Source organism: Mesorhizobium sp. WSM4823 (assembly GCF_055811195.1).
Genome location: NZ_JBVVQL010000004.1, coordinates 540,216 through 560,512, shown reverse-complemented (window position 1 = coordinate 560,512; position 20,297 = coordinate 540,216). Strand labels below are relative to the sequence as shown.

At 63.4% G+C, this 20,297-nt stretch carries 22 protein-coding genes and 1 pseudogene; 13 read left to right on the top strand and 10 right to left on the bottom strand.

What is annotated here, in order from left to right:
* The first annotated feature begins 149 nt into the window (after positions 1–149).
* Entirely contained in the window at positions 150–503 is a 354-nt protein-coding gene (locus tag AC0L26_RS14715) for a YciI family protein (protein WP_473633162.1), read from the top strand.
* Positions 503–1,759, top strand: coding sequence for an RNA polymerase sigma factor (locus AC0L26_RS14710; protein ID WP_473633161.1), 1,257 nt, complete (start codon positions 503–505; stop codon positions 1,757–1,759). Before AC0L26_RS14715 ends, AC0L26_RS14710 begins: the two co-directional genes overlap by 1 nt.
* A gap of 15 nt (positions 1,760–1,774) precedes the next feature.
* Here AC0L26_RS14710 and AC0L26_RS14705 read toward each other — a convergent pair whose 3' ends face one another.
* The 6 genes from AC0L26_RS14705 to hrcA all read right to left on the bottom strand — a co-directional run bounded on the left by AC0L26_RS14705 (position 1,775) and on the right by hrcA (position 7,327).
* Positions 1,775–2,401 (bottom strand): glutathione S-transferase family protein, encoded by a 627-nt coding sequence (locus AC0L26_RS14705; RefSeq protein WP_473633160.1) that lies wholly within the window; start codon positions 2,399–2,401, stop codon positions 1,775–1,777.
* Between the two features lie 167 nt (positions 2,402–2,568).
* Positions 2,569–3,549 carry a cysteine synthase A gene (gene cysK / locus AC0L26_RS14700; RefSeq protein ID WP_473633159.1) on the bottom strand — a complete coding sequence of 327 codons (981 nt, stop codon included), beginning with the start codon at positions 3,547–3,549 and terminating at the stop codon, positions 2,569–2,571.
* A 171-nt stretch (positions 3,550–3,720) separates the two neighbouring features.
* The gene (locus AC0L26_RS14695) at positions 3,721–4,338 is read right to left on the bottom strand and encodes a LysE family translocator (RefSeq protein WP_352927511.1); all 618 of its coding nucleotides are present in this window, start codon (positions 4,336–4,338) and stop codon (positions 3,721–3,723) included.
* Positions 4,339–4,474: 136 nt separating this feature from the next.
* Positions 4,475–5,830, bottom strand: coding sequence for a PQQ-dependent sugar dehydrogenase (locus AC0L26_RS14690; protein WP_473633158.1), 1,356 nt, complete (start codon positions 5,828–5,830; stop codon positions 4,475–4,477).
* Between the two features lie 103 nt (positions 5,831–5,933).
* Positions 5,934–6,131 (bottom strand): hypothetical protein, encoded by a 198-nt coding sequence (locus AC0L26_RS14685; RefSeq protein ID WP_029347942.1) that lies wholly within the window; start codon positions 6,129–6,131, stop codon positions 5,934–5,936.
* 98 nt (positions 6,132–6,229) lie between these two features.
* The gene (gene hrcA, locus AC0L26_RS14680) at positions 6,230–7,327 is read right to left on the bottom strand and encodes a heat-inducible transcriptional repressor HrcA (protein ID WP_352927502.1); all 1,098 of its coding nucleotides are present in this window, start codon (positions 7,325–7,327) and stop codon (positions 6,230–6,232) included.
* A gap of 134 nt (positions 7,328–7,461) precedes the next feature.
* On the opposite strand from hrcA, the gene rph reads away from it, so the two are divergent.
* Genes rph through hemW form a run of 4 tightly spaced genes read left to right on the top strand, consistent with a single transcriptional unit; the run spans position 7,462 to position 10,424 of the window.
* A complete protein-coding gene (rph, locus tag AC0L26_RS14675) occupies positions 7,462–8,178 on the top strand; it encodes a ribonuclease PH (protein WP_352927500.1) in 717 nt (238 codons plus the stop codon).
* 13 nt (positions 8,179–8,191) lie between these two features.
* Positions 8,192–8,602 (top strand): VOC family protein, encoded by a 411-nt coding sequence (locus tag AC0L26_RS14670; RefSeq protein ID WP_473633157.1) that lies wholly within the window; start codon positions 8,192–8,194, stop codon positions 8,600–8,602.
* Positions 8,602–9,264 carry an RdgB/HAM1 family non-canonical purine NTP pyrophosphatase gene (gene rdgB / locus AC0L26_RS14665; protein ID WP_473633156.1) on the top strand — a complete coding sequence of 221 codons (663 nt, stop codon included), beginning with the start codon at positions 8,602–8,604 and terminating at the stop codon, positions 9,262–9,264. The genes AC0L26_RS14670 and rdgB overlap by 1 nt, the downstream gene beginning before the upstream one ends.
* Complete coding sequence (hemW, locus tag AC0L26_RS14660) at positions 9,261–10,424, top strand: radical SAM family heme chaperone HemW (RefSeq protein ID WP_473633155.1); 1,164 nt, start codon at positions 9,261–9,263, stop codon at positions 10,422–10,424. The genes rdgB and hemW overlap by 4 nt, the downstream gene beginning before the upstream one ends.
* Before the next feature lie 274 nt (positions 10,425–10,698).
* Here the strand turns inward: hemW and AC0L26_RS14655 are convergent, their stop codons facing one another.
* The gene (locus AC0L26_RS14655) at positions 10,699–11,604 is read right to left on the bottom strand and encodes an FHA domain-containing protein (RefSeq protein ID WP_473633154.1); all 906 of its coding nucleotides are present in this window, start codon (positions 11,602–11,604) and stop codon (positions 10,699–10,701) included.
* A gap of 96 nt (positions 11,605–11,700) precedes the next feature.
* Between AC0L26_RS14655 and AC0L26_RS14650 the strand changes: the two are divergent.
* A pseudogene (locus tag AC0L26_RS14650) lies at positions 11,701–12,003 on the top strand (low molecular weight protein tyrosine phosphatase family protein).
* A 321-nt stretch (positions 12,004–12,324) separates the two neighbouring features.
* Here AC0L26_RS14650 and AC0L26_RS14645 read toward each other — a convergent pair.
* Positions 12,325–12,522, bottom strand: coding sequence for a hypothetical protein (locus AC0L26_RS14645; RefSeq protein WP_473633153.1), 198 nt, complete (start codon positions 12,520–12,522; stop codon positions 12,325–12,327).
* Between the two features lie 158 nt (positions 12,523–12,680).
* Between AC0L26_RS14645 and rsmI the strand changes: the two genes are divergently transcribed.
* Positions 12,681–13,622 (top strand): 16S rRNA (cytidine(1402)-2'-O)-methyltransferase, encoded by a 942-nt coding sequence (rsmI, locus tag AC0L26_RS14640; protein WP_473633152.1) that lies wholly within the window; start codon positions 12,681–12,683, stop codon positions 13,620–13,622.
* A complete protein-coding gene (locus AC0L26_RS14635; RefSeq protein ID WP_095484733.1) occupies positions 13,615–13,992 on the top strand; it encodes a YraN family protein in 378 nt (125 codons plus the stop codon). The genes rsmI and AC0L26_RS14635 overlap by 8 nt, the downstream gene beginning before the upstream one ends.
* Before the next feature lie 54 nt (positions 13,993–14,046).
* Here AC0L26_RS14635 and AC0L26_RS14630 read toward each other — a convergent pair whose 3' ends face one another.
* The gene (locus AC0L26_RS14630) at positions 14,047–14,853 is read right to left on the bottom strand and encodes an undecaprenyl-diphosphate phosphatase (protein ID WP_473633151.1); all 807 of its coding nucleotides are present in this window, start codon (positions 14,851–14,853) and stop codon (positions 14,047–14,049) included.
* A 163-nt stretch (positions 14,854–15,016) separates the two neighbouring features.
* Here AC0L26_RS14630 and AC0L26_RS14625 point away from each other — a divergent pair, with 163 nt between their 5' ends.
* The 4 genes from AC0L26_RS14625 to mepA all read left to right on the top strand — a co-directional run bounded on the left by AC0L26_RS14625 (position 15,017) and on the right by mepA (position 18,987).
* Positions 15,017–15,709 (top strand): glutathione S-transferase family protein, encoded by a 693-nt coding sequence (locus tag AC0L26_RS14625; protein WP_352927473.1) that lies wholly within the window; start codon positions 15,017–15,019, stop codon positions 15,707–15,709.
* Entirely contained in the window at positions 15,690–16,850 is a 1,161-nt protein-coding gene (gene queG, locus AC0L26_RS14620) for a tRNA epoxyqueuosine(34) reductase QueG (protein WP_473633150.1), read from the top strand. Before AC0L26_RS14625 ends, queG begins: the two co-directional genes overlap by 20 nt.
* On the top strand, positions 16,847–17,755 hold the full coding sequence (locus tag AC0L26_RS14615; protein ID WP_473633149.1) for an SDR family oxidoreductase: 909 nt from the start codon (positions 16,847–16,849) through the stop codon (positions 17,753–17,755). Before queG ends, AC0L26_RS14615 begins: the two co-directional genes overlap by 4 nt.
* Positions 17,756–17,892: 137 nt before the next feature.
* Positions 17,893–18,987, top strand: coding sequence for a penicillin-insensitive murein endopeptidase (gene mepA, locus AC0L26_RS14610; RefSeq protein ID WP_473633148.1), 1,095 nt, complete (start codon positions 17,893–17,895; stop codon positions 18,985–18,987).
* Positions 18,988–19,097: 110 nt separating this feature from the next.
* Here the strand turns inward: mepA and gshB are convergent, their stop codons facing one another.
* A complete protein-coding gene (gene gshB, locus AC0L26_RS14605; RefSeq protein WP_473633147.1) occupies positions 19,098–20,039 on the bottom strand; it encodes a glutathione synthase in 942 nt (313 codons plus the stop codon).
* Positions 20,040–20,297 lie beyond the last annotated feature (258 nt).

Below are 20,297 nucleotides of genomic sequence, written 5' to 3'. Positions count from 1 at the left end.
CGAACGGCTGAGTGATGCCGCAACGCATGGCCGCTTGCGCGGCATGCGATCGGAGCCGAAAGATTTTCGCAGAGCCTGTCGAAATCGCGCGAGGCCGCGCGACATACGTTCGGCTCGCAACGATGCGGCCTTCGAAAATGGAGAAGACCATGCGATACATGCTTTTGATCTACGTCAACGAAGCCGCGATGGCGGCAGCGCCGACCGACAAGAACTACGAGATCAGCGCGGCCTATGGCGCTTATACCGAGGCGTTGAAGAAGTCCGGCGCCTGGCTCGCCGGCGACCGGCTGAAGCCGACCCAGGCCGCCACTTCGGTGCGCATGGCCAACGGCAAGACCAACGTGCTCGACGGCCCGTATGCCGACACCAAGGAGCAGCTCGCCGGCTTCTACATGATCGAGGCTGAGGACGCCGATGCCGCGATCGCCTGGGCGGCGCGCTGCCCCGCCGCCAGCGCCGGCACGGTCGAGCTACGGCCGATCTGGGAACAGACCATGTGATGGAAAATGGCCTGGAGATGGCGCGGGCGGCGGCGGAAGCGGCCGCCCGGCAAAGCTACGGCAAGCTGGTCGCCTGGCTGGCCGCCCGCACGCGCGACGTCGCCAGCGCCGAGGACGCGCTGGCCGATGCCTTCGCGGCGGCTTTGGAGCGCTGGCCGCAGACCGGCGTGCCGAACCGGCCGGAAGCCTGGCTGCTGGGGGTGGCACGCCGGCGCCGGGTCGACGCGGTCAGACGACGGCTGACCGGGGAGGCCAGCCGCGACCATCTCAGGTTGATCGCCGAGGAGATGGAGGCACGCATGACCGACGACGACCTGCCCGACGAGCGGCTCAGGCTGATGTTTGCCTGCGCCCATCCGGCGATCGAGGCGAGCGTGCGCGCGCCGCTGATCCTGCAGACCATTTTGGGCTTCGATGCGGCGACGATCGCCTCGGCCTTCCTGGTGTCACCGGCAACGATGGGCCAGCGCTTGGTGCGCGCCAAAAGCCGCATCCGCGAGACCGGCATTCCGTTCCGGGTGCCTGAGAGAACCGAGCTTGGCGAGCGGCTGGACGCGGTGCTGGAAGCGATCTACGCCGCGTTCGCCGAAGGCTGGTCCGACCCGGCCGGCACCGAAACCCGACGCCGCAATCTCGCGACCGAAGGTATCTGGCTCGGCCGGCTGATAGCGTCGCTGATACCGGACGAGCCGGAAGCGCTCGGCCTGCTGGCGCTGATGCTGTTTGCCGAGGCGCGGCGGGGAGCCAGGCGCAGTACCAAAGGCGATTTCGTGCCGCTTGCAGAGCAGGATTGCCAGCTGTGGGATCGCACCCTCATCAATGAGGCGGAGACGCTGCTTTCCCACGCCGCCACCAAGGCGGTGATCGGCCGCTACCAGCTCGAAGCAGCGGTGCAGTCCGCCCATGCGGCGCGACGGCTGACCGGCCGCACCGACTGGATGGCGATCCGCGAACTCTACGACGCATTGCATTCGATCGCAGGCTCGCCGGTGGTTTCGATCAACCGCGCGGTGGCCATTGCCGAGGCCGACGGCGCCGCGGCGGGATTGAGCGCACTTGATGGGCTTGGCGACGACAAACGGCTGCATGACTATCAGCCTTATTGGGCCGCCCGTGCGGGCCTACTGGGCAGGCTCGGCAAAACCCGGGAAGCGACCGAAGCCTACGACCAGGCGATCGGCCTCGAACGCGATCCTGCCGTGCGCCGGTTCCTGCAGGAACGACGGGCTGGGCTCGGCCGCGTGGAAAAAGCCTGAGACGTGGCGGTCCGTTCAGGCAGGCCACATGGCGTGGGAGGCGTTCAGCTTCTTCATCACCGGATGCTCCCGCAACCCGGCCCACAGGCGTTCGATGTTTGGCCAGGCGCTGGGGACCTTTTCAATTTCGGGATGCCAGGCCACCAGCATGATGAGATAGATGTCGGCCAGCGAGAGCCGGTCGCCGACCAGCCAGTCACGGCGTTCGAGGGCAGCATCGAGAATGGCCAAGCCGCGATCCATTTCCGAGATCGCCGCCTGCTTGACGGCGTCCACCCCGTCTGGATCGGCCGTGTAGCGATGAGCATAGAAGAACCGCAGGTCAGCTTGATAGATGACCGACGACATGAACGTCATCCAGCGCAGGAAGTCGGCGCGATCAGGCGAGTTCGCTGCCGGCGCCAAGTTCGCTTCCGGGTGGCGCTCGGCAAGCAGGATGCAGATCGCCGCCGATTCGGTCATCGAGCTTCCGTCCGGCAAGACCAGGACCGGCACCTGGTTCAACGGGCTGATGTCGAGAAAGGCCTGGTCGGGCGAGGTCGACTTCGGAACGCCGATCTGGTCGAAAGGCACGCCCGCCAGTATCAGCGCCGCCTCGACGACAAAGCCGCCGGTGTTGGCACGGGTATAGAGTCTGTACATGAATTCCTCCGCCAGCCGGTGCAAAGCCGGCGACGATCTGAACGGAAGCGCCGCTTTACTCAAGCGCGCGGCAGCCGCCACAGGTATTTTTTCAGCGGTCCAGCGAACTGCGATGTAAACCCTGGGCGTTATCGTTGGAAGCTGTCGACACACGAAGTGTCGAGGACCTAAGCCCCCAGCCCCTCGAACAAGATCGTCGACAGATAGCGTTCGGCGAAGGATGGAATAACGACCACCAGGTTCTTGCCCTTGTTCTCCGGCCGCGAGCCGACGACGATCGCCGCCTGCAGGGCAGCACCCGAGGAGATGCCGACCGGGACGCCTTCGAGGCGGGCGACGAGCCGCGCATTGGCGACCGAATCCTCGTTGGAGACCTTGACGATCTCGTCATAGATCGTCGTGTCGAGGATCTTCGGCGCGAAGCCGGCGCCGATCCCCTGGATCTTGTGCGGGCCGGGCTGGCCGCCCGACAGCACCGGCGAGGCTTCCGGCTCGACGGCGACGACGTGCACGGAGGGCTTGCGCTGCTTCAGCACCTGGCCAACGCCGGTGATGGTACCGCCGGTGCCGATGCCGGCGACGAAGATGTCGACCTCGCCTTGGGTGTCGTTCCAGATTTCCTCGGCCGTGGTGCGGCGGTGGATTTCCGGATTGGCCGGATTTTCGAACTGCTGCGGAATGATGGCATCGGGCAGCGTCGCGGCCAGCTCGTCGGCCTTGGCGATAGCGCCCTTCATGCCTTTCGGCCCTTCGGTCAGCACCAGCTCGGCGCCGAGCAGCGCCAGCATCTTTCTGCGTTCGACCGACATCGTCTCCGGCATGGTCAGGATCAGCTTGTAGCCCTTGGCGGCAGCGGCAAAGGCGAGCGCGATGCCGGTGTTGCCCGAGGTTGGCTCGATCAGCGTGGTCCTGCCGGGCGCAATCCTGCCCGATGCCTCAAGCGCCTCGATCATCGAGACGCCGATGCGGTCCTTGACGGAGGCGATCGGGTTGAAGAATTCGAGCTTGGCCAGCAGATTGGCGACGACGCCCTTTTCATTGGCGAATTTGTCGAGCCGCACCAGCGGCGTGTCGCCGATCGTCTCGGTGATCGAATTGTAGATGCGGCCTCGGCCGGGCGCGTGCGCGGTGGTGGCGGGCTTGTTCATTGGTTTCGCTCCCAAGAGTTAGGCGGGCAAGAGTGAGGCAATTAAGTCTCGACCAGGCAGGATAAAGCCTTCGGCCGCGCAAGATAGTCTGCCGTTTGAAAATATCCGAGTAAGCCGCATGCCGAAAGCATCCTCGCCCCGGAAGAGCATTTCAGACGTGACCAAAGTGGGCTATTGCCGGGCGGCGATGGCAGCGGCCGCTCCGACCATGAAGCCGGCGGCGGTGCGGTTGAGCGCCCTCAGCGCGCGCGGCGACTTCAGGAGCCCACGCGCCTTGGCTGCCAGCGCCAGATAAGGCACCAGCACCACCAGCAGCACGACAACCGTCAGTGCGACGAGGATGGCGTAATCGGCCAGCGTGATGGTCTTCAGATCGACGATGGTCGGCGTGATGGCGAGATAGAAGATCATCGTCTTCGGATTGCCAAGCGTGACGGCGAGGCCGGCGATAAAGCTCGACACCAACCCGCCTCTGCCTTTCTTCGCCTCTACCGTTTCGGGCGTGATGCCGCTCGTCCAGAAGCGCCAGCCAAGGAAGGCGAGATAGGCTACGCCCAGCCATTTGATGGCCAGGAAGGCCACGCCGAAGGTCTGCGCGATGATGGCGAGGCCGAGCACCACGGCGGTCAGATAGGTGAGATCGCCGAGCATCAGCCCGAAAGACATGGCGAGCGCCGAGCGAAAGCCGGAACCAAGTGCACGCGCAATAAGCGCGGTGAGTCCAGGGCCAGGAATGGCGGCGGCAATGCCGAGAGCCGCGCTATAGGCAAGGAATCCGGTGAGAGTCATGATTTCGGCCCTAGCGCATGACCCCGAAAATCGGAATCGATTTCAAGTCGTGCCTTGTCGCACAAAGGCAGGCAGGCATGAATTCCCTGAGAGACGGATTCGATTGCACCAGCGGAGTGCCGGGCGACCTCGCCGATCAAGACGGACTTTTGCCGTAAGTGACGCGCCAGATGGAACCGCTGCCGTCCTCGGTGACAATCAGTGCGCCGTCCTTGGCCACTGCGACGCCGACCGGGCGGCCCCAAACCGCGTCATTGGAGACGACGAAGCCGGTCATGAAATCCTCATACTCGCCGGTCGGCTTGCCGTCCTTGAACATGAGCCGCACCACCTTGTAGCCTGTCCTAGTGCCGCGGTTCCACGAACCATGCAGGGTCACGAATGCGTCGCCCCGATAGTCGACCGGAAAGTTCTTGCCGTCGTAAAAGGCGATGTTGAGCGGCGCCGAATGCGCCTGCATCAGCACGTCGGGGATAGCGACCTTGCCGGCAAGGTCGGGGCGTTTGCCTCTGTGGCGCGGATCCTCATTGTCGCCGATATAATACCAGGGCCAGCCGTAGAAGGCGCCGCCCTTTATTTCAGTCGCAAATTCGAACGGCACGTTGTCGCCGAGCCCATCGCGCTCGTTGACGACGCACCAGAGCGCACCCGTCGCCGGCTGTACGGTCATGCCGGAGCAGTTACGCAGGCCGGTGGCGACGATCCCCCTGTTTTTGCCGTCGGGGTCGAACGCCAGCACATTGGCACGGCCTTCCTCCGAGCCCCAGATCGCTCCGAGCGGCTTTGCCTCAATCCACGCGTCGAGACCGCCATCCGGCTCAGCTCCGATCTTCTCGGCAGCATTCGAACCGGAACCGACCGACAGATAGAGCGTCTTGCCGTCCGCAGAGAAGGCGATGTCGCGGGTCAAGTGACCGTTCGAGGGAATGTTGGCGACGATGGTTTCCGGCTCGCCGGAGGCCTTCAGGTCGCCGTCCCGATAGGGGAAACGAACGATGCTGTTGCTGTTGGCGATGTAGACCCATTGCGGCTTGTCACCCGGCGGATAGAAGGCGATGCCGTAGGGGCGAGTGAGTTTCGTGGCGTAGGTCGATTTCTCGGCCGGTTTTGCGCTGTCCTCGGCGAGACGGTAAACCCGTATCTGGCCGGCTTTGCTGTTGGCGACGAACAGATCGCCATTCGGCGCAACACGGACGGCGCGCGGATTGTAGATGCCGGAGGCGATCATCTCGGCCGAGAAGCCCGGTGGCAGCAGTGGCCTGGCACCTTCGGGTATTTCGGCCCGGCCGGCGCCGTTCTTTACGGATTGGCTGACATTGGGCGCCGGCAGATCGTCTGGCCGGATCAGGCGTCGCACGCCCGGCCTGTCACCTTTCCAGCCGCCGAACGCGGCTTCGCCTTTCAGCACCTGTTGATCCGCTTGCTGGGCGAACGCTGCTGTCGCAAGAAACAAGGCGGCTGCAATGGCCGCAAAACCGCCAAATCGGATCAACCTGTCCTCCTAAACTTGGCTCCGATCCTGAGAAACCGGCTAGCTCGACGGTCGTTCCGGGTTGAGTGGTTCAGCACAAGCAAATCGCCGTTGGCTTTCGGGCTCAGTTTCCGGCCGCGTAGAAATCATCGTCGAGGCGTTTTTCCAACGCGACGAGATCGGCCGGCAGCGGCAGGCCCATGGCGCGCATTTCCCTCAGCTTTTCGCGCAGTTGCTCCTGCACTTCATGCTGATCCTCGGGCTGGTTGATCATTTGCTCGAGCAACAGGCTGATCTGGGCCTTGAATGATTCCAGCGCCATTTTTTCTCCTTGAGGTCCGGCCTAAGCGCATGCTGCGACGCGCCTGGGTTTTGTTTTATGCACGTCCCAAAACCGCTGCACTTTTGGGACGATATGCATTATCGCAGCATGCGGGAAATAAGCTGCGCGGTATAGTCGACCATCGGCACGATGCGGGCGTAGTTCAGACGGGTCGGGCCGATAACGCCGAGCGCCCCGATGACGCGGGCGTCCTTGTCGCGATAGGGCGCAACGACCAGCGACGAACCCGACAGCGAAAACAGCTTGTTCTCCGAGCCGATGAAGATGCGCACGCCCGACCCTTCTTCGGCAAGGTCGAGAAGCTGGATCAACCCGTCCTGTGTCTCCAGATCTTCGAACAAGTGCCGCAACAGCTCGATGTCGGCCTGGGCGGTGACGTTTTCCAGCAGATTGGCGCGGCCGCGCACGATGAGACGCGCCGGCAGGCCGCTCTCGGTGCCCGCCCAGACCGCGAGGCCCTTTTCGACCAGATCCTGCGACAGCGTGTCGAGGGCGGCCTTGGTCTCTTCCTTGAGGCGGGCGATCTCGATCCGCGCCTCGGCCAGCGTGCGGCCGCGGATGTGGGCATTGAGGAAGTTCGAGGCTTCATGCAATTGCGAGACGGTGACGCCGGCGGGCAGGTCGACGACGCGATTTTCGACGTCGCCGTTCTGCGACACCAGCACGGCCAGCGCCTTGGTCGGCTCGAGCTGGATGAATTCGATGTGCTTGAGCGCCACCTCGTTCTTGGCGGCAAGCACCAGGCCGGCGCCGCGCGACATGCCGGACAGCATCTGGCTGGCTTCGGTGAGCATGTGCTCCAGCGTCGCGCCCGAGCCGGAGGCGCGCACCTGCGCCTCGATGGTGCGGCGTTCCTCGTCGGAAAGATCGCCAAGCTCCATGAACGCATCGACGAAGAAGCGCAGGCCGGCCTGGGTCGGCAGCCGGCCGGCCGAGATATGCGGCGCGTAAATCAGGCCGAGATGCTCGAGATCGCTCATCACGTTGCGGATCGTGGCCGGCGACAGCGACGACGGCAGGATACGCGACAGGCTGCGTGAGCCGACCGGCTCTCCGTCCTTCAGATAGGAATCGACGATGCGCCGAAAGATGTCGCGCGAACGCATGTCGAGCGACTGGAGTGCGGGCGATTGAAGCAGGGGCGACTGCGAACTGGGATCGACTGCCTTGGTCATTCGGGCCAAAATCCTCCGGCCCAAAGATATAGACTTCGGCCGCGCCCGCGCAACCGGCCATTTTCCTTTGCGCCTTGCGCACCATGCGGCTACAAGCCGGCCACGATTCCGAAAAAGATAGGAAAAAAGCCTGAATGCGCCCTTCCAAACGCCAATTCGACGAAATGCGCGCCATCTCCTTCGAGCGCGGCGTCTCCAAGCACGCGGAAGGTTCGTGCCTGGTGAAGTTCGGCGACACGCATGTGCTGTGTACGGCCAGCCTTGAGGAAAAGGTGCCGGGCTGGATGCGCAATTCCGGCAAGGGCTGGGTGACGGCGGAATATGGCATGCTGCCGCGCTCGACCGGCGAACGCATGCGCCGCGAAGCTTCGTCCGGCAAGCAAGGCGGCCGCACGCTGGAAATCCAGCGGCTGATCGGCCGTTCCCTGCGTGCCGTGGTCGATCTGCAGGCGCTCGGCGAACAGCAGATCACCGTCGACTGCGACGTGATCCAAGCCGATGGCGGCACCCGCACCGCCTCGATCACCGGCGGCTGGGTGGCGCTTTATGACTGCCTGCGCTGGATGGAAGCCCGGCAGATGGCCAGCGTCGCCAAGGTGCTGAAGGACCATGTCGCGGCTATCTCCTGCGGCATCCATGACGGCCAGCCAGTCATCGACCTCGACTACCTCGAGGATTCCTCGGCCGGCACCGACGCCAATTTCGTCATGACCGGCAAGGGCGGCATCGTCGAGATCCAAGGCACCGCCGAGGGCGAGCCTTTCTCGGAAGAGCAATTCACGGCGCTGATGGAACTGGCCAAGAAGGGCATTGCGCGACTGGTCAGCCTGCAGCAGATGGCTGTAGCCTAGCGTCGGTTCCGTCATGACCCCTTCCGCCATCCTCGAATCAGCCCTCTACGTGACCGACCTCGATGCCGCGGAAAACTTCTATTCCGGCGTGCTCGGGCTCGATCTGCTCGGCAAGGTCGACGGCAGGCATCTTTTCTTCCGGTGCGGGGACGGCGTGCTGCTCATCTTCAACGCCGAGGCGACCAAGGTGCCGCCGGCGCCCGATGCCAGGCTGAAAGTGCCGCCGCACGGCGCTGTCGGCGACGGCCATCTGTGCTTTGCGGCAAGCGCGGACGAGATTCTCCGCTGGAAGGCGCATCTCGAGCAGAAGAAAATCGCTATCGAAAGCGAGTTCGAATGGCCGCAGGGCGGCCGCTCGATCTATATTCGCGACCCCTCCGGCAATTCAATCGAATTCGCCGAACCAAGAATCTGGGGCATTTGATGCAATCGTTTGATGGACATGAGATCGTCGTTGCCAGCCACAATGCCGGCAAGCTGCGCGAATTCGCCGATCTGATGGCGCCATTCGGCATAGATGCGAAGTCGGCCAAGGAGTACGGCCTGCCGGAGCCGGACGAGACCGGCACTACCTTCGAGGAGAACGCCTATATCAAGGCATTTGCCGCCGCCAAAGCGACAGGTCTGCCGGCATTGTCGGACGATTCCGGCCTGTGTGTCGATGCACTGGGCGGAGCGCCCGGCGTCTACACCGCCAACTGGGCCGAGGCGCCGGACGGGTCCCGCGACTTCGGCATGGCGATGCAGCGGGCGGAAGTGGCGTTGCAGGACGTCGGCGCGGTCGCGCCTGCGCAGCGCAAGGGTCGCTTCGTCGCCGTCATCTGCCTGGCCTTTCCCGACGGCGCGGCCGAATATTTCCGCGGCGAGGTCGAGGGCACGCTGGTGTGGCCGCCCCGCGGCGAACTCGGCTTCGGCTACGACCCGGTGTTCGTGCCGGACGGTTTCGAAAAGACCTTCGGCGAGATGACCGCAGAGGAAAAACATGGCTGGAAGCCCGGCCAGCCGACGGCGTTGTCGCACCGCGCCCGCGCTTTCCAGAAATTCGCGCAAGCCAGGCTGGATTTGGCACGATCGGGCGTGAAATGACCATGCTGCTCGACCGCAGCCCGGGCTTCGGCGTCTACATCCACTGGCCGTTCTGCGCAGCCAAGTGCCCCTATTGCGACTTCAACAGCCATGTCCGCCACCAGCCGATCGACCAGGAGCGTTTTGCGCACGCATTCGAGACCGAGCTTGCGACCATGCGCGACCGCACCGGACCACGCGAGGTGACCAGCATTTTTCTCGGCGGCGGCACGCCATCGCTGATGAAGCCGGAAACCGTGGCGGCCGTGCTGGACGCGGTGGCGAAGAACTGGACGGTGCCTGCCGGCATCGAGGTGACGCTGGAGGCCAACCCCTCCTCGGTCGAGGCCGAGCGCTTCCGCGGTTACCGGGCGGCGGGCGTCAACCGGGTGTCGCTCGGCGTGCAGGCGCTGAACGACAAGGATTTGCGCTTCCTCGGCCGGCTGCACAATGTCGACGAAGCGCTGCATGCGATCGGCCTGGCGCGTGACATCTTTCCGCGGCTGTCCTTCGACCTGATCTACGCGCGGCCCGGCCAGACACCGGAAGCGTGGCAGGCTGAGCTCGAGCAGGCGATCGGCCACGCCGCCGACCATCTGTCGCTCTATCAGCTGACCATCGAGGAAGGCACGCCGTTCCACGCGCTGCATGCGGCCAGGAAATTCGCCATTCCTGACAACGACCTTGCCGCCGACCTCTATGCGCTGACGCAGGAGATCACTGCCGCGCATGGGCTGCCTGCCTACGAGATTTCCAACCACGCCAGATCAGGTGCCGAAAGCCGGCACAATCTCACCTATTGGCGCTATGGCGAATATGTCGGCGTCGGTCCCGGCGCGCACGGCCGCTTCGTCGAAAACGGCCGCCGCGTGGTGACGATAGCCGAAAAGATGCCGGAGACCTGGGCCAATCTGGTCGAGGCCAAGGGCCATGGCGTCACCGGCGGCGAGATCCTGACGCGCTCGGAAGAGGCCGACGAGTTCCTGCTGATGGGGCTAAGGCTGGCCGAGGGCATCGATCTCTCGCGCTACGAAGCGTTTTCCGGCCGCGGCCTGTCGACCGCAAGGCTGTCGATGTTGCAGGGGGAAGGGCTGGTGGCGCCGATCGGCAATGCTCGCCTGCGTGCCACGCCAGCCGGCATGATCGTGCTTGATGCGGTGGTGGCGGACCTGGCGCGGTAGAGCATAGGCCAGGAGCTGTACTGTCATAGACAATTTATCGCTCACGCAAGGATGCTAGAAATTCGGCTTGCCCGACTACCAACGCAAGGCGCTTACCTTCCGCAGCGCTTAGCGGCGTTGAAACGCCCAGCGCCATCAGAAGCAGAAAAATGTCTGAAGATTTCTGAGCCCCATGGCTGCCCCTCTGTCCTAGCAAAAGCCTGGGCAGGAAAAGCATTGGTGTCAACATGTGTTAGGCGTGTGAGCGCGTTCGAAAATCTTACTGCTGGCGTGCCTATTTTAGGCTGAATACCTCGATCATCTCGGCGCGCCCTTTGACCTCGTGATAGCCGCAGGACTTGAAATAATGTCTACCTTCAGGCCAGTGCTCGACGAATTGGGCGCTGACCAACAGCGGTTTGTCCAGTTTTCGCGTCAATCCCTCAATACGAAAGGCCAAATTCACGGCATCGCCCAGCGCGGTGCTGATGCCTTTGCCCATAGCGCCGATAGCAACTTCACCCACATGAAGGCCAATGCGGCAGTCGAGTACGATATCTTGTTGTTCCCTGACCAGTACTCGGGTTGGCGACGTAGCCGCGTCTTCCGCAGCGCGGAGCGCCTGGGCAGCCTCAACCGCAGAGGCACAGACATCCGCTGCGGTCCCGTGCCAATAAGCAAATACACAATCACCGATGAATTTGTCGATCGAGGCACCGTAGTGCTTCAAAATCACATTGCAGTCCATATACCACTCGGCCAAGAGGGCCGCCACCTGTTCCGGGGATAGCCTTGCGCTAATTCCGGTAAACTCCTTCAAATCAGCAACGAACAGGGTGGCCGGCCGGCTCTTAAGGGCTGCCGGCTTGCCCCATTGAGTTTTTGTGTTCGCCGCTTGCGAATCTAGAACGGGGGCAGTCGTGCCCTGTTCGAAAAGAAAAATCGATTTGCCGAACTGGACGCGATCGCCGGTGTGCAGCACACGCGCGGTTGTGAGCGCCACGTCATTCACATAACTGCCATTGGCACTGCCGACATCAACAACCCAGTAGTTCGCGCCGTCGCGCCGGATCGTTGCATGCTGGCGCGAAACTTCCCCGTCTGCCAAGCGTATGGTGGCATTTTCGCCACGACCAATCAGGTTGAAATCTCCCAGCCTATAGGCCTCTCTGTTGCTCAGTGCGGTTAAAGTTGCTGACATAATCCTCTCCCGTACGCTCAAACGCGCACGCAGGTCCAATATTAACACGGAGCGTTACGAAACAGAGACTGGCGGCCCATCATACAAAAGGAGCTGGTGAAGAACGTCCTCTTCGTCTGCAGCCAGAACCGCTTGCGCAGCCCGACCGCGGAGCAGGTGTTTACTAGTCGAAGGATATCGAAATCGCATCGGCCGGCACCAGCCACGATGCTGACACCGTTGACGCACGAACTCGTTTCGTGGGCCGATATCATCTTCGTCATGGAAAGGCGCACCGCGCCAAAGGCCAGCCTGAGGAAGGCTCGCGTGATCTGCCTCGATATTCCGGACGACTATGAGTTTATGGGTCGGGGCCTGGTGCGTCTGCGGGAGGCGCGCGTCTCGAAATACCTCGGTTGAATAATGTGGTTGAGCGTTTCAACCCGCGCTTTCGTCATCCTCGGGTCTGCGCCGCGCCGCTTCGCTCCTCGCTTCACCCAGGATGACGAGGAGAGAAGTGTCTCGGCCACTCGAGGTTGCGATAGTCAAGCGTCGTGCTTGTGGCGGCGCTTGGCGTGCTCTTTCTCAGCGTCCGCTTCACCAGAGCGAGCCGGCTTGGCGTCGCCCTTGTCCCGGCGGGCGCGGTTTTGATCGCTTAGGGGATGTGACGGTGCTCCATTGCGGGAGCTTTTCGTTTCAAGGCGGGTGATGAAAATGTCGAAGCGATTGGGCATCGTCTGGTCAGTGCTCCATCGTGCTGCCGGTACCGGTCGAGGGCTCGATTTCCAGGCTGGTTGCCTTTGAAGGACGACGCTTTCGCGGCTTTTTGGCCAAGCTAACGCCTGCCTTGCCAGGCTGGCCCTTGTCCTTTCGCGCGGCAAAGCGCTTACGCCCTGCATAGTAGGGTTCGAAAACGTCCTGTATTTTGAGGCTGTCCATCCTGCTCCTCCCGAGATCAGGGGTAAATACGCCGGACACGGTTTCGTTCCGTACTATGGCAAAGGCATGGCGGCCGCTTCACTTCGGCACGGGTTTTGCAACTGCGCGACAGCCGTGCCAAACAGATCCAAATGCATGCAAGCAGCTTGAGGGCAGCGGTGACCGGCGACAAACGCAGCTATGTGATCGGCCAGACTGAGATGTCAGCCCGGCCGCTCGAGCCGGCGCTTTATCTGGTGGCGACGCCGATCGGCAATCTGGCCGACATCACGCTGCGGGCGCTGGAAACGCTGGCCGCCGCCGACATCGTCGCCTGCGAGGATACGCGGGTCAGCCGTGTGCTGCTCGACCGCTACGGCATCCGCCGCCGGACCACGGCCTATCACGAGCACAATGCCGGCGAGGCCGGGCCGAAGTTGATTGCAGCACTCGAAGCCGGGCAGAGCGTCGCGCTGATTTCGGACGCCGGCACGCCGCTGATTTCCGATCCCGGCTACCGGCTGGTCGGCGAGGCCCTCGACCAGGGCATTCGCGTCGTGCCGATCCCCGGCCCGTCGGCGCCGCTTGCGGCGCTGACGGCCTCCGGGCTGCCCTCCGACGCGTTTCTGTTTGCCGGCTTCCTGCCGGTGAAGACCGGGCAGCGGCTGACGCGGCTGGAAGCGCTGAAAACCGTGCCGGCGACGCTGATCTTCTTCGAATCGCCACGCCGGCTGGCCGATACGCTCAGCGCCATGGTCGAGGCGCTGGGTGGCACCCGCAAGGTTGCGATCGGCCGCGAACTGACCAAGACCTTCGAGGAAATGCGGACCGGCACCTTGCAGTCGCTTGCCGATCACTACGCGGCTGCCGACACGCCGAAGGGCGAAATCGTCATCTGCGTCGGCCCCTCGGAAGCAACGGCCGACGAGCCTGAAGACATCGACCGGCTTCTGCTTTCGCTTGCCGCCGAGATGCCGGCCTCCAAGGCGGCGGCGGAAGCCGCCAGGATGACCGGCGGTCAGAAACAGGCGCTTTACCGGCGGCTGCTCGAGCTCAAGGATGCCGGGGAGAACGGAGAGATCGGGAAAGAGGGTGACACCGGGAAAGACGGGGATGGCTGAACGCCCGGTCGCCAGCCGCCGGCAGGCCTATCGGCGCGGCCACCGCAGTGAGTGGCTGGCGGCGGCAGCATTGATGGTGAAAGGCTACCGGATCCTGGCGCGCCGCCACCGCACGCGGTTCGGCGAGATCGACCTGATCGCGCGCCGCGGCGATCTGGTGCTGTTCGTCGAAGTCAAGGCGCGCCGCACGCTGATGGAAGCGATGGAGGCTGTTCGCTACGAATCGGAGCGCCGCATCGAAAGCGCAGCCGACCTCTGGCTTTCGCGCCAATCCGATTATGGGAGATTATCGGCGCGCTTCGATATGGTGGCGGTGCTGCCCTGGCGATGGCCGGTGCATGTCGAGAATGTTTTTTACGGACGAAATTGACTGCTTTTCCCCCTTGTGGGGCGGGTCGACCCGCCGACAAGGGGCGGTAAGCGCTCACCCCCAGATAAACAGTGCAATCAGGCCGACGGTGCCGATGACCAGCCGCCACCAGCCGAACAGCGAGTAGCCGTGGCGCGAGACGTAGTTGAGCAGGAAGCGCACGACGATAAGCGCTGCGATGAAGGCCGCGATGAAACCGGTGGCGATGACCGGCAGGTCGGCGCTGGTCAGCACATTGCGGTTCTTGAAGAGGTCGAAGGCGAAGGCGCCGACCATAGTCGGCATGGCGAGGAAGAAGGAGAATTCCGCAGCCGCCCGCTTGTCGACGCCCAGAAGCAGCGCGCCGACGATCGTCGAGCCGGAGCGCGATGTGCCTGGGATCAGCGAAAGGCACTGGAACAACCCGATCTGCAGATAGAGCCTGAGCGGAAACCGTTCGACGTCATGGTAGAGCGGCTTCGGCTTGAGGCGATCCACCCACAGCAGGACCACGCCGCCGATGATCAGCATGATGCAGATCAGCCTCGGCGATTCAAACAGCACCGTCTTGATGAAGCCATGCGCCAGCGCGCCGATGACGGCCGCCGGCAGAAAAGCGACGAGGATGCCGAGGACGAAATGCCGCGTCGGCCGGTCACGCGGCAGATCGACCAACATCTGCCACAGACGATGGAAATAGACGCTGAGAATCGCCAGTATGGCGCCAAGCTGGATCAGGATCTCAAAGGCCTTGCCGGTCGAGTGGAAGCCAAGAAAATGGCCGGCAAGCAGGATATGGCCGGTCGACGAGACCGGAATGAACTCAGTCAGGCCCTCGATCATGCCGAGCAGCAGCGCTTCGACGATGGTCTGGCTTTCCATGGAAACCTCGGTGTTCGAGTGAGGGCTTGCAAAAGGGCTTGCTTGTCATGGCGCGGAACTCCTCCTATAGGTCGCAGCACCCTGACGGCCCTTTTGAATCGGGGCGGCCAAGACTTACCGGCGCAGCCGGCGATTTGCCAGTGCGCTCTATTATCGCGGGACCATGCTGACGCTTTTCCACCACCCGATGTTCGCCTCCTGCCGGTTCGTACGCCTCGCTTTCGGCGAATATGGCGAAGAGCTGGCGCTGATCGAGGAAAAGCCGTGGACGCGGCGCAAGGAGTTCTTGGCGCTGAACCCGGCCGGCACGCTGCCGATCCTGCTTGCCGAGGGCGACGTGCCGATCGTCGGCGCCATGGTCATCGGCGAATATCTCGACGAGACGCGCGGCGTGCTCAAGCGCGACAAGCGGCTGTTCGCCGAGGATCCGATGGGGCGCGCCGAAATCCGCCGACTGACCGACTGGTATCTCAACAAGGCCGATAGCGAGGTGACGCGGCATCTCGTGCGCGAGCGCGTGCTGAAGCCGGTCATGCCGGAAACGGCGGGCGGCGGTTCGCCCGATTCGGCGGCGATCCGTGCCGCGCGCGCCAATATCCGCCAGCACATGAAATATACCAACTGGCTGGCCGGCACACGCCATTGGCTGGCCGGCAGCAAAGTCACCTATGCCGACCTCGCTGCGGCGGCGGCGCTGTCTGTGCTCGACTATCTCGGCGAGATCGACTGGCGCGAACATGCTGCTGCGCGCGAATGGTATGCACGGGTGAAATCACGGCCATCGTTCCGGCCGCTTTTGTCCGACCGGGTGCGCGGCCTGTCGCCGGTGTCACATTATGCGGACCTCGATTTCTAAAGCGGAAAAACTGCGCGCGCTGATCGACCGCGAGGCACGGCGCGCCGGTTTCGATGCCGTTGCCGTTACCACTCCCGATGCCATCCCGCAGGCGCCGGCCCGACTTGCCGCATTCGTCGCCGACGGCTTTCACGGCTCGATGGGCTGGATCGCCGAGACGCTCGAACGCAGGGGCGAGCCGACAGCACTTTGGCCCGAGGTTCGCTCCATCATTGTGCTGGCCATGAACTATGGCCCCGACCACGACCCGCGCGCGGTCCTGGTGAAGCGTGACCGCGGCGCGATTTCCGTCTATGCGCAGAACCGCGATTACCACGACGTGATGAAGGGCCGGCTGAAAGAGATCGCCGGCAAGATCGTGGCCCGCACCGGCGGCGACGTAAAAGTGTTCGTCGACACCGCCCCGGTGATGGAAAAGCCGCTGGCAGAAGCCGCCGGCCTCGGCTGGCAAGGCAAGCACACCAATCTGGTCAGCCGCGAGCACGGCTCCTGGCTGTTCCTCGGCACCATCTTCATGACGGCCGAGCTTGCGGCCGATACGCCCGAGGACGACCATTGCGGCTCGTGCCGTGCCTGTCTCGACGTTTGCCCGACCGACGCTTTTCCCGCACCCTACCGGCTCGATGCGCGACGCTGTATCTCCTACCTCACTATCGAGAACAAGGGGCCGATCCCGCACGAGTTCCGGGAAAAGATCGGCAACCGCATCTATGGCTGCGACGACTGCCTCGCCGCCTGCCCGTGGAACAAGTTTGCCCGAACGGCGTCGGAGGCAAAGCTCGTCGCCCGCGCGGATCTGCGCGAGCCGGCGCTTGTCGATCTTTTGGCGCTCGACGACTCGGCTTTCCGGTCCTTCTTCACCGGTTCGCCGATCAAGCGCATCGGTCGCGACCGCTTCGTCCGCAATGTGCTGATTGCGGCCGGCAATTCCGGCGATGCCTCGCTCGGCAACGCCGTGCGTGCGCTGCTGGGCGATGCCTCGCCCCTCGTGCGCGGGGCGGCGGTATGGGCGCTGTCACGGCTTGTGCCTAAGATCGAATTAGCCAAACGTGCCACCGCTGCAGTGAAAGCGGAAAGCGACGAGGCCGTGCAACGCGAATGGCGCCTGGCGCTGGCAGATCAAATCGAGGCGCATGCATGAGCGAGAAGCAGATTTTCATTTTCGGCGCCGGTTATTCGGGGAGGGCATTCGCCCGCGCCAGCAAGGATGCCGCGACAACGGTCTTCGGCACGACGCGCTCGCCGGAGAAATTCGAAGCGTTGCGGCAAGCCGGAACCCAGCCGCTGCTTTTCGATGGCGCGCTGACGCCAGAAATTGGCGACGCGCTGGAGAAAACAACCCATCTCGTCGTCTCGGTGGCACCGGAGGAGGCCGGCGACCCGGTGCTGAATGCGGCGCGTGAGACGATCACGAGGAAGACGCCGGCTCTGAAATGGATCGCCTATCTCTCCACCGTTGGCGTCTATGGCGACCATGGCGGTGGCTGGGTGGATGAGACCGCCGAATGCCGGCCGGTGTCGAAGCGCTCGATGATGCGTGTCGCGGCCGAGCAAGATTGGCTGAAACTGGGTCGGGACATCGGCCGGCCGGTGGCGGTCCTGCGCCTTTCCGGCATTTACGGGCCGGGCCGCAATGCCCTGGTTAATCTGGAAAACGGCACTGCGCGGCGGCTGGTCAAGCCGGGCCAGGTGTTCAACCGCATTCATTGCGACGACATTGCCGGGGCGCTCTGGCAACTGATCGGAGACGATCGCGGCGGCATCTTCAACATCACCGACGATCTGCCGGCGCCGCCACAGGACGTCGTCGCCTACGCCGCGGGGCTGATGGGAATCGAGCCGCCACCCGAAATTCCGTTCGAGACCGCCCAACTTTCGCCCATGGCGCGGTCCTTCTATGGCGAGAACAAGCGTGTCGCCAACACAGCGATCAAGGCGGCCGGCTATCGCTTCGGCTTTCCCGACTACCGCTCGGCCTTCGACCAAATGTGGGCTGACGGCAACTGGCGCGACGGCGAGGCGCGCAGCCCGATGAAGCGGTCGTGATCGAAACTGCACGCTGGGCGTGATATGATTCGACTTAATTCGCAGAGGGGTTCTGCTTCATGAAAACGTTGAGGCAATCACTGCCCGGTGGAACGCTGCTGCTAAAGCGCGTCGCAACGCGCTTTAGATCTCTGTTTATGCATGTCGTTGTCCCAAAACCGCTGCGCACTTTTGGGCGACATGCACTAGCAGCGCTCGCCATTCTCGCCCTGGGGGGGCTTGCAGCGCGACCAGCAGCGGCCGAGGAGCTGGCAAAAAACCTGTTCGGCGCCAAAAAGTTGCCCGCCGTGGCTGCGCCGCAGTCGATCGGCTTTTATTCCAAGGGCTGCTTTGCAGGCGGCGTTGCTATTCCCCTAGACGGCCCGAAATGGGAGGTGATGCGGCCTTCGCGCAATCGCCGCTGGGGCCATCCGACGATGATCGCGCTGATCGAGAAACTGTCCCGCGACGCCGCGGCCGACGGCTGGCCTGGCCTGTTGGTCGGCGACATTTCGCAGCCGCGCGGCGGCCCGATGCTGACCGGCCATGCCTCGCACCAGATCGGCCTCGACGCCGACATCTGGCTGACGCCGATGCCCGACCGCAAGCTTTCGATCGACCAGCGCGAGAACATGAGCGCCACCTTGCTTGTCGATGAAAAAACGCACTTGGTGAAGGATGCGCTCTGGTTGCCGGCGCATGCCCGGCTCCTGAAGCGCGCGGCAAGCTACCCTGAAGTCGAGCGCATCCTGGTCAATCCCGGCATCAAGAAAAAGCTCTGCGACACGGTGAAAGGCGACCGCGCATGGCTGCGCAAGGTCAGGCCGTTCTGGGGGCATGACTATCATTTCCACATCCGCATCGGCTGCCAGCCCGGCTCGCCCAATTGCAAAGCGCAGGAAAACACGGCGCCCGGCGACGGCTGCGACCAGTCGCTGGCATGGTGGTTCACCGAGGAACCATGGCGCCCCAACAAGAACCCGGACAGGCCGAAAGCGCGCGACCTGATGACGATGGCGAGCCTGCCCGCGGCATGCCAGGCCGTGCTCGATGGGCCAGATCCGGCTTCGGCTGAAGCTGTCACCTATTATGGCGACGGCGTGCCGGTCGCGGCTGCGCCCGCTCTTACTGTGGCACCGGCACCGGCGCGGGCGTCCGCAACCGGCGCGGCAGCGCTTCCGGCCTCGATCAACGCCTTCGCGGCAACGCCCGAGATCGGCATTCCATTGCCACGGCCGCGGCCGGGGAACTGATCCGTCGAAGGCGCTCTCAACGCAGCAGGCGAAGGCAAGGACATTACGGGAAAGGTTGAAACGGCGGATGCAATGGTCCTGAACGCGGCCGTTTCCACAAGGAATGCACGCTACTTGCGCTTTCCCTCCACGCAATCCCAGAACAAGCTCGCTATATCAGCGCCCCCAAAACGCTGCACCTCGCGCACGCCGGTCGGCGAGGTCACGTTGATCTCGGTCATATAGTCGCCGATGACGTCGATGCCGACCAGGATAAAACCGCGCTCTTTCAGTGACGGGCCGATGCGGTCGCAGATCTCGCGCTCGCGCGCCGTCAGTTCGGTTTTTTCGGCGCGGCCGCCGACATGCATGTTGGAGCGTGAATCATGCTCGGCCGGCACCCTGTTGATGGCGCCGACCGGCTCGCCATCGATCAGGATGATGCGCTTGTCGCCCTTGCGCACGTCCTTCAGGTAGCGCTGCACGATGTAGGGCTCACGGAACATCTGGCCGAACATCTCGAGCAGCGAGGCGAGGTTGCGGTCGGCTTCGTGCAGGTGGAAGATGCCGGCACCGCCATTGCCGTAGAGCGGCTTGACGATGATGTCGCCGAACTCCTTGCGGAAGGCGGCGACCTCTTGGCTGTCCTTGGTGATCAGCGTCTCGGGCATCAGGTCGGGGAATTCAGTGACGAAGATCTTCTCCGGGCTGTTGCGCACCCAGGCCGGGTCGTTGACGACCAATGTCTTGGGATGGATGCGCTCGAGGATATGCGTGGTGGTGATGTAGTTCATATCGAACGGCGGATCCTGCCTGAGGAGGATGACGTCCATCTCCGACAGGTCGGTGCGCACCTTTTCGCCGAGCGAGTAGTGATTTCCCTTCTCGTCGCGGACCTGCATTTCCTCGATGCGGGCAAACACCTTGCCGTCGCGCAGCGACAGTCGGTCGGGCGTATAGTGGAACAACTGGTGGCTGCGGCGCTGCGCTTCCAGCGACAGCGCAAAAGTCGTGTCGCCGGCAATCGAGACGGTGGAGATATGATCCATCTGGACAGCGATTTTCAGAGGCATGGCGGATCTCCGGCGGGTCGGATGGCAGCTTTGCTTGCCTGTACAGGTTCCCCGGGCATCTGCCAATCGCAACGTTTGCATGCGCGGCAGCGTGTCGGAACGGTTCCTAAACGCTGCGGGCAGAATTGCGCAAATAGCCAGGCGTGGCGCCCCTCCGCCTCGGCGATCTGACGACCGGTCGCACTGCGGTTGCTGCGCAGCGTCTTTTTGTCAGACATAAGCCTGCCAAGTTGCTTTTCACCCTTGCTCCTCCGATCT

Excerpts from the sequence above, each read along its gene's own strand:
- AC0L26_RS14715 (WP_473633162.1), top strand. The coding sequence starts at position 150 with ATGCGATACATGCTTTTGATCTACGTCAACGAAGCCGCGATGGCGGCA.
- AC0L26_RS14710 (WP_473633161.1), top strand. The coding sequence starts at position 503 with ATGGAAAATGGCCTGGAGATGGCGCGGGCGGCGGCGGAAGCGGCCGCC.
- AC0L26_RS14705 (WP_473633160.1), bottom strand. The coding sequence starts at position 2,401 with ATGTACAGACTCTATACCCGTGCCAACACCGGCGGCTTTGTCGTCGAG.
- cysK (WP_473633159.1), bottom strand. The coding sequence starts at position 3,549 with ATGAACAAGCCCGCCACCACCGCGCACGCGCCCGGCCGAGGCCGCATC.
- AC0L26_RS14695 (WP_352927511.1), bottom strand. The coding sequence starts at position 4,338 with ATGACTCTCACCGGATTCCTTGCCTATAGCGCGGCTCTCGGCATTGCC.
- AC0L26_RS14685 (WP_029347942.1), bottom strand. The coding sequence starts at position 6,131 with ATGGCGCTGGAATCATTCAAGGCCCAGATCAGCCTGTTGCTCGAGCAA.
- hrcA (WP_352927502.1), bottom strand. The coding sequence starts at position 7,327 with ATGACCAAGGCAGTCGATCCCAGTTCGCAGTCGCCCCTGCTTCAATCG.
- rph (WP_352927500.1), top strand. The coding sequence starts at position 7,462 with ATGCGCCCTTCCAAACGCCAATTCGACGAAATGCGCGCCATCTCCTTC.
- AC0L26_RS14670 (WP_473633157.1), top strand. The coding sequence starts at position 8,192 with ATGACCCCTTCCGCCATCCTCGAATCAGCCCTCTACGTGACCGACCTC.
- rdgB (WP_473633156.1), top strand. The coding sequence starts at position 8,602 with ATGCAATCGTTTGATGGACATGAGATCGTCGTTGCCAGCCACAATGCC.
- hemW (WP_473633155.1), top strand. The coding sequence starts at position 9,261 with ATGACCATGCTGCTCGACCGCAGCCCGGGCTTCGGCGTCTACATCCAC.
- AC0L26_RS14655 (WP_473633154.1), bottom strand. The coding sequence starts at position 11,604 with ATGTCAGCAACTTTAACCGCACTGAGCAACAGAGAGGCCTATAGGCTG.
- AC0L26_RS14645 (WP_473633153.1), bottom strand. The coding sequence starts at position 12,522 with ATGGACAGCCTCAAAATACAGGACGTTTTCGAACCCTACTATGCAGGG.
- AC0L26_RS14635 (WP_095484733.1), top strand. The coding sequence starts at position 13,615 with ATGGCTGAACGCCCGGTCGCCAGCCGCCGGCAGGCCTATCGGCGCGGC.
- AC0L26_RS14630 (WP_473633151.1), bottom strand. The coding sequence starts at position 14,853 with ATGGAAAGCCAGACCATCGTCGAAGCGCTGCTGCTCGGCATGATCGAG.
- AC0L26_RS14625 (WP_352927473.1), top strand. The coding sequence starts at position 15,017 with ATGCTGACGCTTTTCCACCACCCGATGTTCGCCTCCTGCCGGTTCGTA.
- queG (WP_473633150.1), top strand. The coding sequence starts at position 15,690 with ATGCGGACCTCGATTTCTAAAGCGGAAAAACTGCGCGCGCTGATCGAC.
- AC0L26_RS14615 (WP_473633149.1), top strand. The coding sequence starts at position 16,847 with ATGAGCGAGAAGCAGATTTTCATTTTCGGCGCCGGTTATTCGGGGAGG.
- mepA (WP_473633148.1), top strand. The coding sequence starts at position 17,893 with ATGCATGTCGTTGTCCCAAAACCGCTGCGCACTTTTGGGCGACATGCA.
- gshB (WP_473633147.1), bottom strand. The coding sequence starts at position 20,039 with ATGCCTCTGAAAATCGCTGTCCAGATGGATCATATCTCCACCGTCTCG.